At 49.1% G+C, this 11,252-nt stretch carries 11 protein-coding genes; 4 read left to right on the plus strand and 7 right to left on the minus strand.

The features are described 5' to 3' along the window. Nucleotides 1-18: 18 nt before the first annotated feature. Genes LKO28_RS12745 through LKO28_RS12755 form a run of 3 tightly spaced genes read left to right on the plus strand, consistent with a single transcriptional unit; the run spans nt 19 to nt 5,484 of the window. Nucleotides 19-792: an ImuA family protein gene (locus LKO28_RS12745; protein ID WP_227695297.1), complete on the plus strand. Its 774-nt coding sequence runs from the start codon at nt 19-21 to the stop codon at nt 790-792. Beyond that, on the plus strand, nt 785-2,278 hold the full coding sequence (locus tag LKO28_RS12750; protein ID WP_227695298.1) for a Y-family DNA polymerase: 1,494 nt from the start codon (nt 785-787) through the stop codon (nt 2,276-2,278). The genes LKO28_RS12745 and LKO28_RS12750 overlap by 8 nt, the downstream gene beginning before the upstream one ends. A 17-nt stretch (nt 2,279-2,295) precedes the next feature. Continuing rightward, nucleotides 2,296-5,484, plus strand: coding sequence for an error-prone DNA polymerase (locus LKO28_RS12755; protein ID WP_227695299.1), 3,189 nt, complete (start codon nt 2,296-2,298; stop codon nt 5,482-5,484). Between the two features lie 65 nt (nt 5,485-5,549). On the opposite strand, the gene LKO28_RS12760 is transcribed toward LKO28_RS12755, so the two are convergent. From LKO28_RS12760 to LKO28_RS12790, 7 genes are all read right to left on the minus strand, one after another. Next, on the minus strand, nt 5,550-6,050 hold the full coding sequence (locus LKO28_RS12760; RefSeq protein WP_227695301.1) for a DUF6691 family protein: 501 nt from the start codon (nt 6,048-6,050) through the stop codon (nt 5,550-5,552). Between the two features lie 11 nt (nt 6,051-6,061). Next, nucleotides 6,062-6,613, minus strand: a complete 552-nt coding sequence (locus tag LKO28_RS12765; RefSeq protein WP_227695302.1) for a YeeE/YedE family protein — start codon at nt 6,611-6,613, stop codon at nt 6,062-6,064. A gap of 196 nt (nt 6,614-6,809) precedes the next feature. Then, a complete protein-coding gene (locus LKO28_RS12770) occupies nt 6,810-7,043 on the minus strand; it encodes a hypothetical protein (protein ID WP_227695303.1) in 234 nt (77 codons plus the stop codon). Nucleotides 7,044-7,129: 86 nt separating this feature from the next. After that, nucleotides 7,130-8,539 carry an MBL fold metallo-hydrolase gene (locus LKO28_RS12775; RefSeq protein WP_227695304.1) on the minus strand — a complete coding sequence of 470 codons (1,410 nt, stop codon included), beginning with the start codon at nt 8,537-8,539 and terminating at the stop codon, nt 7,130-7,132. Between the two features lie 95 nt (nt 8,540-8,634). Then, nucleotides 8,635-9,432 carry a sulfite exporter TauE/SafE family protein gene (locus LKO28_RS12780; protein WP_227695305.1) on the minus strand — a complete coding sequence of 266 codons (798 nt, stop codon included), beginning with the start codon at nt 9,430-9,432 and terminating at the stop codon, nt 8,635-8,637. Between the two features lie 62 nt (nt 9,433-9,494). Then, on the minus strand, nt 9,495-10,118 hold the full coding sequence (locus tag LKO28_RS12785; RefSeq protein ID WP_227695306.1) for a Crp/Fnr family transcriptional regulator: 624 nt from the start codon (nt 10,116-10,118) through the stop codon (nt 9,495-9,497). Between the two features lie 346 nt (nt 10,119-10,464). Then, entirely contained in the window at nt 10,465-10,656 is a 192-nt protein-coding gene (locus tag LKO28_RS12790; RefSeq protein WP_227695307.1) for a hypothetical protein, read from the minus strand. Nucleotides 10,657-11,073: 417 nt separating this feature from the next. On the opposite strand from LKO28_RS12790, the gene LKO28_RS15465 reads away from it, so the two are divergent. Further along, the gene (locus LKO28_RS15465) at nt 11,074-11,199 is read left to right on the plus strand and encodes a hypothetical protein (RefSeq protein WP_262906112.1); all 126 of its coding nucleotides are present in this window, start codon (nt 11,074-11,076) and stop codon (nt 11,197-11,199) included. The last annotated feature ends 53 nt before the right edge of the window (nt 11,200-11,252 follow it).

Genomic DNA, 11,252 nt, shown 5'->3' on the forward strand with positions numbered 1-11,252 from the left:
ATAATTAGAAACGCATGTTTGTTATTAATAATAACAAATGTATTAATTTTTTTGGATATGGAGGGTGTAAAAAAGGAAATTATTGAAAGTCTTCGCGAGCAGATCTTGCTCATGGAGGGGCTCAAAAGTGGCAGGATAGAGATGGAACGAACGGATCTGGGCTTGCAGGAGATTGCGCACGCCTTCCCGCGCGGTGTGTTTCCGACTGGGGCCGTGCATGAATTCATCAGCCCTACGGCTGCCTGCGCAGCCGCGGCTAACGGATTTATTTCGGGGCTGCTTTCAGGGCTGGTTCAAAAAGGGATGTTCTGTTTATGGGTGAGTACGAAACGGAGCCTGTACCCCTTGGCGTTGGAGGGATATGGTGTACCGCCTCACCAGATCATCTTCGTAGATGTGAAGCGGGACAAGGAGGTTCTCTGGGTCATGGAACAGGGGCTCAAGTGTGATGCCCTAGCGGCCGTAGTCGCGGAGCTGAGCGAGGTCAGTTTTGCCGAATCTCAACGGTTGCAACTGGCGGTAGAGAAAAGCCGGGTAACGGGATTTTTGCACCGAAGACGGCCAGGGCGGCAGCGCGCGCTCGCCTGCGTTGCCCGCTGGCAGATCAGACCCACAGCAAGCTACGTAACGGAGGAGATGCCCGGCGTCGGCCATCCCCGCTGGGAGGTAACGCTTGAAAAGATCAGAAACGGAAAACCTGGGAGATGGTGTATGGGCTGGCGCCAAGGGAAATTTACGCTACTGCCCGATCTACAACGCGTGGCAGCACCGAAAAGGGAGCATTATGCCTAAGCGTTATATGGCGATCTGGCTGCCGCTGTTGGCAACGGATCGTATCGAAAAGGGCCGCCCCGAACTTCGCGAGCTCGCGCTGGTGCTTTCCACACCGCAAAACGGGCGTACTGTAGTTACCGCATCGAACCGTCGGGCACGGAAGGAGGGCATCCTGCCGGGGAAGGTACTGGCCGACGCAAAAGCGATGTTACCTGAGTTGCAAAATTTACCGGATCACCCGGCTACCACCGCACGCGTACTGGAATCGCTGGCCGAGTGGTGTCTGCGTTTCAGCCCGATTGCGTCGGTAGACGCGCCGGATGGTATCTTGTTGGATATATCGGGCTGTGCACATCTATGGGGCGGGGAAAAACCTTATCTGGATCATATTGTCGCCCGCTTAGCCCAAGGGGGCTATGGCACCAGGATAGCGATAGCCGATACGATCGGAACCGCCTGGGCACAGGCGCATTTCGGAACGCAGGGTACCATAGTGGAGAGCGGTCAGCAGGCTGCCATACTGGAAGCATTGCCGCCTGCCGCACTTCGCCTCGAAACATCGGTATTGGCGCGGATGGAGAAACTGGGCTTCCGCGAGATCGGCCAGTTTCTCCACATGCCAAAATCCATGTTGCGGCGGCGCTTTGGCGATGCGCTACTGCTGCGCCTGGGGCAGGCGTTGGGTACGGAACCCGAAACGCTGGAACCCATTGTTCCCGAGCTGCCCTATCAGGAGCGTTTACCCTGTTTGGAACCTATACGCACGCGCCCAGCCATCGAAATCGCCCTACAGACCTTGCTCGAAAGCCTCTGCAAGCGGCTGGCCAAAGAGGGCAGGGGAATGCGTAGCGGTGTGCTGAAAGGCTACCGCGTAGACGGAAATATTCAACAGATCCAGATCGGCACCAGCCGGGCCTCGCACAACCCCGAACACCTATTCCGGCTGTTTGCCCTCCAGATAGCGACCATCGAGCCCGCACTGGGCATTGAGCTGTTCCTACTGGAAGCACCGTTTGTGGAGGAGGTGCCGAAGGCGCAGGAGGCACTCTGGGAAACCAAGGGCGGGCGCAGGCAGGTGGCCGAACTATTGGACACCATCGCCGGAAAGATGGGTATGGACGCTATACACCGGTATATGCCCCGGCAGCACCACTGGCCGGAGCGGTCGATCCGGGCGACATCCTCTTTGGATGAGGTACCGGATACCGATTGGCCGGCCGATAGATTGCGCCCCCTCCATCTGCTCTCCCGGCCTGAGCCTATATCCGTGATGGTGGTATTGCCGGATTATCCTCCCTTGCTGTTTATCCACAAAGGAAGAACCTATAAACTGGCTAAGGCCGAAGGACCGGAACGCATCGAACAGGAGTGGTGGATAGCAGATGGACGGCCGCGGGATTATTACCGGGTGGAGGATGAAAACGGCGCGCGGTACTGGCTGTTTCGCTCCGGACATTACGGCGAAGGGGATCCCGAATGGTTCCTCCATGGTTTCTTTGCTTGATTAAAATAAGAATAGAAATGGAATACGCTGAATTACAAATAACCACCAATTTTTCTTTCCTACGGGGCGGTTCACACCCCGAGGAGATTATAGACGCGGCTGTTGCATTGGGTTACAAGGCTATCGCCGTGACCGACCGCAATACGCTGGCGGGCATTGTCCGGGCGCATGCAGCGGCACACGGAAAGCCCATCAGCTTTATCCCCGCCTGCCGGATCGACTTGGTCGATGGGCCAAGCCTGTTGGCGTATCCGACGGATAGGGAGGCATACGGCCGTCTTTCCGCTTTGCTTTCAGCGGGCAACCTTCGCGCCGAGAAAGGCCAGTGTTTGATCTACAAAGCAGATGTTTATAAACACGCCGCGGGTATCCGTTTTATTGCTATTCCGCCGGATGTGCTAAACAGCGAATTCATGTTCGATGAAGGGTTTATTGCGGCGCTGGAAGAATACCGTATGGCCTTTAGTACGAATCTCTATCTAGGTGCTGCTTTCCTCTATAGCGGTGACGACCAGAAGAAGCTGTACCGTCTGGCGCAGATCGGCGACCGGCTGGATATCCCGCTTGTCGCGCTCAACGATGTGCATTACCACGATCCCGGGCGGCGGCAGCTGCAGGATGTGTTGACCTGTATCCGAGAGAAAAGTACCATCCATAACGCTGGATTCCGGCTCCATGCTAATGCTGAACGCTACCTCAAGCCGGTGGAGGAGATGCACCGCCTTTTTCGGCAGTATCCAGAAGCCCTTGCCCATGGCTTGGCGCTGGCTGATGCTTGCCGTTTTTCGTTGGATGAGCTCGAGTATATCTATCCCGAGGAGATTGTCAGCGAGGGGCGGAGCCCGATGGAAGAATTGGAATACCTCACCTGGAAGGGGGGACGCGAATGTTTCGGCGATCCCCTGCCCGAAAAGATGCGCGCCACCCTGACAATGGAGCTGGAATTCATCGGTCGGAAGAACTATGCGTCGTATTTCCTTACCGTCTATGATCTGGTGCGTTTCGCTCGCGAGCGGAACATCCTCTGTCAAGGGCGCGGATCGGCCGCCAACTCGGCTGTCTGCTACTGCTTGGGTATCACTTCCGTAGATCCCTCCAAATTTAACCTGTTGTTCGCGCGTTTTATGAGCGACGCTCGCAACGAACCGCCGGATATCGACGTGGATTTTGAACACGAGCGGCGCGAGGAGGTGATGCAATACATCTACCGTAAATATGGCCGCCACCGCGCAGGGATCGTAGCCACGGTTACACAGGTGCACTGGAAGGGCGCCGTCCGCGATATTGGTAAAGCGATGGGGCTTTCCCTCGATGCGGTAGACAGGCTTGCCAAGACGGGTTATGAGTTTACTGAAGACTGGTATTCGGGGAGATCGGCCCCCACTTCGGAAGGTTTTGATGCCAATGATCCTTTACTTCGGAAGGTATTGGAACTTACAGGCGAGTACATGGGCTTTCCCCGACAGCTGGGCCAACATACGGGAGGCTTCGTCATCACACAGAACAGGCTGTCCGATCTGTGTCCGATCATGAACGCCCGCATGGAAGACCGCACCAATATCGAATGGAACAAGGACGATATCGAGGTGCTTGGCTTTCTCAAAGTCGATGTGCTGGCGCTGGGTATGCTGACCTGTATCCGCAAGTGTTTCGATCTGGCAAAAGAACATTACGGGCTGGATCTCACGCTGGCGAATATTCCGCAGGACGACCCCAAGGTCTATGAAATGGTCAGCCACGCGGATACCATCGGTGTCTTCCAGATCGAGAGCCGTGCACAGATGTCTATGCTGCCCCGCTTGCGGCCGAAGTCGTTCTATGATCTGGTTATTGAGGTGGCTATCGTCCGCCCCGGCCCTATACAAGGGGATATGGTACACCCCTATCTGCGGCGGCGTAACGGCGAGGAGCCCGTGGAATATCCGTCCGAGGAGCTGCAGAAGATCTTGGGACGGACATTAGGGGTGCCACTGTTTCAGGAGCAGGCGATGGAAATTGCGATTGTGGCGGCGGGCTTTACTCCGGCGCAGGCAGACGGGCTGCGCCGCAGCATGGCCACATTCAAGTCGAACGGTAAGGTATCGAAATATGAACGGCTACTAGTAGAGGGGATGGTCAAAAAAGGCTATCAGGAGGAGTTTGCACACCGGGTATTCCGCCAGCTGGAAGGTTTCGGAAGTTACGGCTTTCCGGAAAGCCATGCTGCCAGTTTTGCGTTATTGGTTTACGTCTCTTCGTGGGTGAAATGTTATTATCCCGATATCTTTGCAACGGCGCTGCTGAACAGCCAGCCGATGGGTTTCTACTCGCCGGCACAGCTAGTGATCGATGCGCGGCAGCACGGTGTAGAGGTCAGACCGGTCGATGTCAACCATTCACACTGGGACAACACGATGGAGGAGCCGTCGGGCGCGTATCGGACTGTGCGATTGGGATTCCGGCAGGTGAAGGGGCTGCGCGAGGAAAGCCTGGGGCGGCTGGTAACCCATAGAGCACGGCATTACCGCACGATCAACGAGCTGCTGGATTGCGGCGTTCCGCTTTCCGTGCTGGAACGGTTGGCCGACGCGGATGCGTTCCGCTCGATGGGGTTGGACAGACGACAGGCGCTATGGGAGGTATCGGCTCTTGCCGACCATCCTACCGGCCTGTTTGAAGGACATCCGTCGGTGAGCAGCCGGGAGCGTGAGGTGGTATTGCCAGCCGTATCTGCTAAAGAACATGTCTTTCAGGATTACGGTTCTACGGGACTTTCACTGAAGGCGCATCCGGTCAGTTTTGCCCGGCAGCAGCTGGATGCGCTGCATGTCACCCCTTGCGGTAAACTGGGAGAGCTGCAGGATGGTTCGCTGATCAAGGTATGCGGGCTGATCACGGTACGGCAGCGTCCCGGTACGGCCAAAGGGGTGCTGTTTGTCACGATTGAAGATGAAACCGGTTATGCCAATCTGGTGATCTGGGGCAAGACTTTCGAAGTATTCCGAAAGGTGATCCTGCAATCGAAGATGCTGATGGTGATGGGCAAGCTGCAGATCGAAGGAGAGGTGATCCATGTCATTGCCGAATCCTGCCATAACATGAATAAACTGCTGCGAATTGATCTGGGCGTGCGCGATATCGGTTCGGTACATAAGCCGGCAAGGGCCGATGAAAAAGACGGGGGCGGAACACAGGGAGATCTGTTTAAGTCGAGGGATTTTAAGTAGGGGTTTTCGCTTACGGATTATATAGGGTTTCGTCATCGCGCTGGCAGTCGTTCTGTGATTGCGGTTTAGTGAGGAATTTTCTCTCTTAACAAGCCGTACACCCAAGTACCTGCAATGGCGCTCAATAAGGTAACCCCAATGACGGTTGCACCTGTTCCGATCTGTGCGAACAGCGGACCGGGGCAAGCTCCGGTCATTGCCCAGCCCAGACCGAAAATCAAACCGCCATAGATTTGACCTTTATTGAATGTTTTGGGAGCAATTTTAATCGGTTCGCCGTAAATGGTTTTGATGTTGAATTTCTTTATCAGGAAAACGGAAACCATGCCTGTTATCACCGCACTGCCGATAATGCCGTACATATGGAACGATTGCAGACGGAACATTTCCTGTATACGATACCAACTGACTACTTCTGATTTTACGAAGACGATACCGAACAGTATTCCAATGACTAGGTATTTGAGGTTATGATAACCTTTGTGTTCCAAACGGCTTTCGTTTACACACATTCCATCCAGTTCCCGAAGCTGTAAATCTTTTTCTGTATCTGTATTTTGTTGCATTTTCTGTCGGTTTAAAGTGAAAGAATAATTGGCAAAATGAGATTTGCCATAATGAAACCGCCAATCATAAAACTAATGGTGGCAATCAGTGAGGGCAACTGTAAATTCGACAAGCCCATAATGGTGTGTCCGCTTGTGCAGCCTCCAGCGTAGCGTGTGCCGAAGCCTACCAAAAAGCCTCCGACGACCATCAGGATAAAACCTTTAATGGTAAATAACGATTGCCAATTAATGATATCTTCCGGGATTAGGTTGTTATAGTCGGTAATGCCATAGCCTGCTAATTCCTGTGCTAATTTTGGATTGACCTCGATAGGAGCTGGATTTGATAAAAGATTAACGGCCATAACTCCGCCCAAAAATATCCCGAATACAAAAAACAGGTTCCACGCTTCTTTTTTCCAGTCATACTTAAAGAACGGGATATTGGCTGGCACACAGGATGCGCATATATGCCGTAGTGAGGAACTGATACCAAATGATTTATTGCCAACAATTAAAAGCACTGGTACAGTAAGCCCGACCAATGGACCGGCAATGTACCAAGCCCACGGTTGTTTCAAAAATTCTAACATTTATATTTTTATCTGTTTTTGTTAATTAATCTTTCCAATTCATTTGCGGGAAAAACGCCCGATTGCCTCCAGCGTATTTCACCATTTTTTAAGATAATGAGCGTAGGTACGCCACGTACCTGAAAAGCAGCTGCTGCCTGCGGTTGCAACGATTGCCACACCTATCAGGGTCGACAAATGTTTTTTAGCGAATTTCCTCATACGTTATATCTTTTGTCTTTTTATTGCTTCTCGGAGCAGGTGTACTGCAACCCGATACACCGCAACAACCCATATTCATTAAAGGTATCAAGGAGAACAGACCGCCCACTCCTACGAGCAGCCATTCGTTTGCCATGATACCCTGTACAATTATAAGGATGCCTAATGCCAAACGTAGCATCCGCATAAAATTCCAGTTCTTAAAATAGTTTTTCATTGTCTTAACGCTTTGCTTTAACATACGAATTGTTATTGGGAACATTGACTTCTCTCCAACAGATCGAAAATCCCATCATTCACATTTTAAACATTGGTGCAGGCCACGCCCATTGTTTTACCATTGGTTGCCAACCATTCTTTCATGCCGCCCGAAAAGTTCTTTACGTTTTTAAAGCCGTTCCTGGCAAGGATGGAATAAGCTATCGCTGATCGGTCGCCTGCCTGACAATGGATGATTACCTGTTTGTCCTTACTGATTTTATCCAGATTGTCCGGCAAGTTTCCCACAAATATGTTTTCTGCACCGGCTACATGTTCCGATTTATACTCCCTTTCTCCCCGAACATCTACAATCTGTACATTCTCTTTATCGATATAGCTGGTAAACTCGTCCAAAGAAATCACGTCTGCGGTCTGTAGTTCAGTGCCCAAATCGTTGATATCCGAAATGTAACCATAAATGTTGTCCAAGCCTATACGCATCAGTTTACGGGTCAAGTCCTCCATCTGGCTGTCGTCGGCTATCAGTATAAATTGCTCCTGATAGTCCAACAGCCAACCGCACCACGTAGAAAATGAGTTGTTGCCCTGAATATTCAGACTACCGGGAATAAAGCCGTTGGCAAAATCTGTCTTATTGCGGGTATCTATCACCTTGATACCTTTTTCGTAGGCTGAAATGAATTGCTCTTTAGACAGTTTCGGGTGTTTTGGTACTTCAATCAACAAAGTACGGGACACTTTATTGAGCTGCTTCATCATTGCAAAATATTTAGGCGGCTCGGGCTGGTCGGCTAACAGGTAATCGGTAAATCCTTTTTCGTCTTCGCCATATTGGAACGCCCAATTACGGATTTTTTCATATCCTATGGTAGAGCTGGGTACTGCCCCCAAAGCCTTACCACAAGCCGAACCTGCTCCGTGTCCTGACCATAGCTGTACATATTCAGGCAGTGACGCAAATTTTTTCAGCGATTGGAATAGCTGTTTTACTCCGGTTTCTTTTGTTCCGGTAAGCCCTGCAGCTTTTTCCAATAGATCGGGACGACCAATATCGCCCACAAATACAAAATCACCAGTGAACACCATGACAGGCTTATCCGTTGCAGCATGGTCGGTCAACAAAAAGCTGATGCTTTCGGGAGTGTGTCCGGGCGTGTGCATAACCTCAAGCGTGAGCTTGCCTACTTTAATCACATCGCCGTTTTTCAACCCCTTGTGTGGGAACTGATATTGCCAGTCTTCGCCGCCTTCGTCCGACAGGTACATCGGTGCTCCGGTAACGGCAGCCAACTCTCGTGAACCGCAAAGAAAGTCGGCATGTATGTGGGTTTCGGTAATGTGTGTGATGCGGAGGTTGTTCTGTTTTGCAATTTCAAGATATACATCTATATCCCTTTGCGCATCTATTACGATTGCCTCACCCGTAGCTTGACAGCCTATCAGGTAACTGCTCTGCGCCAAGCTTTTGTCATAAACGTGTTCAAAAAACATAGTCCTTTATTTTTAAGGATTGATTATTCTGTTGATACTGCAAATTTCCGTTATTTTTTTCTCTTGTACAGCTACTTTGGTCACACAAGCAAAATTTATTTCAAAATAGTTTCTTTAACGATAATGTAAACTCCCATTACCAACACAAACCAACCGAAAGCGGGTTTAAGCTTCTCTGCATTAGTTCTTTTGGAAAGTGACATTCCCATGAAAACGCCGATAATGGCAAAGGCAGATACCTTTAACAGAAACAGCCAATCAATAGCGGTTTCGCCACTTTCTCCCAAGAAGCCAATCAACGATTTTGCGGCAATGATGACCAATGATGTCCCGACAGCTTCTTTCATCGGCAATTTACTCAACAGCACCAATGCCGGGATAATCAGAAACCCGCCACCTGCACCGACAAGCCCTGTCAAGATGCCCACAAGTGTACCCTCAATAAGAATTAAGAGATAATTGAATTGTTGTTTTTGGGGTGGTTCATCCGTTACGTCTTTCTCTTTTTTAATCATACTGTATGAAGTGAATATCATCAGTATGGCAAAGAGCAGCATCAGTAAGATACTCTTGGTAAGAGTAAAATTTCCGATGCTGAAAATTTCGTTGGGAATGGCAGGGACGATAAACGCCCTCGTAAGGTAAACGGCGATAATGGACGGGATACCAAAAACGATAGCCTTTCTGATATTGACCAAACCTTTAGTGAAATAAGAGAATGAACCGACGGCACTGGTTGCACCGACGACAAAAAGAGAATATGCGGTTGCCAAAACCGCATCTATGCTGAACAGGTAAACCAACACGGGAACGGTAAGTATGCTACCGCCACCGCCGATTATTCCTAATGCTATACCTATAAAAATTGATGCCAAGTAGCCTGCTATTTCCATATGATATTTGAAATTGATACTGTAAAATTGTATCAATTTCAAATCTTATACAGCTACTTTAGTCACACAAGGATGATTTTGTTTCTGCCCAACTGCACCTTGCCCATATCTTCCAACTGTTTTAAAAGTCGTGATACAACGGTTCGCGCAGTACCCAGTTCGTTGGCTAATTGTTCATGGGTTATGTTTAAAATATTGCTTCCCGTAAGTTCCCGCTTTTTATTTAATAAAGATAACAATCGCTCATCGACCTTTTTGAAAGTAACATCGTTGACTATTTCCAACAGTTCCTCAAAACGCTTGTGGTACAAACGGAAAATATAATCCAGCCACTGTGGATATTCCCTAATGAACAACGCTACTTTATCCATAGGCAAAAAAAGAATCTCGGCATCTTCTTCCACTTCTGCTTTTACCTTGCTTGTTTCGTTGTGCATACCGCCCAAAAAGGACATAATACAGCTTTCTCCTGATCGGATGTAATAGAGCAGAATTTCTTTGCCGTCTTCATCTGTTCGGATAACTTTCAGCGTTCCTCTGGTAACAATTGGGATTGAACGTATGTAAGCGTTTTCATTCAGGAGAACGCTTCCGGCTTCATATTCTTTTTGTATGCTGAATTCATAAAGTCTCTCTATCAATTCAGGCGATGACTTAAATTCTGTTATATCTTCAAGTTGCTTCATTTTTCTTATGTCAGGTAATCAGTATTACTTTTTAATGCTGAGGGTGGTCGCGATATCCATTGCCATGCCCGTCACTATGGTTGTGCTGATGCTGTTCCATATCTGATGTTTTATTTTGTGTGGTGTTACAGGCTGGGAATTGGCATAATGATTTAAATTTAACGTTATACAATTACTAATGCAAATTTCCGTATAAACGGCCACTTTACTGTTACGTTATTTCTCGTTTGTTTTATGATATTTACGGGTTTTCACCCCAATGTGCCCGTCTGTCGTCACCAATATCGAATTATTCACTGATAAAGTCACTAAAGGAAATCGCACGTATTTCTTCGATGTAAAGAGGTCAGAAAATGGGAGCATATATCATAGTCTGGATATCGTGATTAGTCAACAGCTCATGCAGGTCCCAAAAATCTTTCTTTCCGCCAATACGTTGAACAACATCGACCTTCATGGCAATAATCTCCTCTATGGTGGCTAATCGAATGCCGTCGACTACCAAGGCAGGCTGTATGAACGTTTCAGTATAAAACACATCCAATATGGTTGATCGATGGTCTAAATTACCGTTTTTATCTGCTCTTTATCCAAACCTAAATATTCACAGACTTCCTCCACAGCTCCACGCCAGACAAAGTAGCCGCCTATGAGGAGGACGAACTGAACTGCATGGATGGTGACAATCTGCGCAGCACCCGAAGGGCAAATAGACGTTATCCCAATACTTTTGGAATTGAGCACTCATGGATAGGGTCTATTTGGATTGGCGACATACTTGCTGAAGGAGGACGACGAATGCCTTATTTCCAATCCGAAGAGGAATTAAAATTCACTCTTAAAGTGTTACTTCTTCCAAAAATGCTTTCCAAAGGATAAAACCTCTATCCGGATCGCTGTAGTTATGAAGGATACGGCTAGACTGTTGACATACGAAAAAAAAAGGGTCTTCTCGATGAAGACCCTCTCAGCGGAGAGTGAGGGATTGGTTCAGCCCCACATCCCCATGCTGATCCCTGAACCTTCTTCGAATCGAACCCGGGGGTTCTCATCCCTCAACGAGCAGCTTGTAAAAGCTTAGCTATAAAAAAAGCTCCAACCTTTCGATTGAAGCTCTGCGGAGAGTGAGGGATT

Source organism: Sphingobacterium sp. FBM7-1 (assembly GCF_020687765.1).
GTDB lineage: Bacteria > Bacteroidota > Bacteroidia > Sphingobacteriales > Sphingobacteriaceae > Sphingobacterium.

Bases quoted from the DNA above. Each gene is read 5' to 3' on its own strand.
- LKO28_RS12750 (WP_227695298.1), top strand. From the start codon at position 785: ATGCCTAAGCGTTATATGGCGATCTGGCTGCCGCTGTTGGCAACGGAT.
- LKO28_RS12755 (WP_227695299.1), top strand. From the start codon at position 2,296: ATGGAATACGCTGAATTACAAATAACCACCAATTTTTCTTTCCTACGG.
- LKO28_RS12760 (WP_227695301.1), bottom strand. From the start codon at position 6,050: ATGCAACAAAATACAGATACAGAAAAAGATTTACAGCTTCGGGAACTG.
- LKO28_RS12770 (WP_227695303.1), bottom strand. From the start codon at position 7,043: ATGAAAAACTATTTTAAGAACTGGAATTTTATGCGGATGCTACGTTTG.
- LKO28_RS12775 (WP_227695304.1), bottom strand. From the start codon at position 8,539: ATGTTTTTTGAACACGTTTATGACAAAAGCTTGGCGCAGAGCAGTTAC.
- LKO28_RS12780 (WP_227695305.1), bottom strand. From the start codon at position 9,432: ATGGAAATAGCAGGCTACTTGGCATCAATTTTTATAGGTATAGCATTA.
- LKO28_RS12785 (WP_227695306.1), bottom strand. From the start codon at position 10,118: ATGAAGCAACTTGAAGATATAACAGAATTTAAGTCATCGCCTGAATTG.
- LKO28_RS15465 (WP_262906112.1), top strand. From the start codon at position 11,074: ATGAAGACCCTCTCAGCGGAGAGTGAGGGATTGGTTCAGCCCCACATC.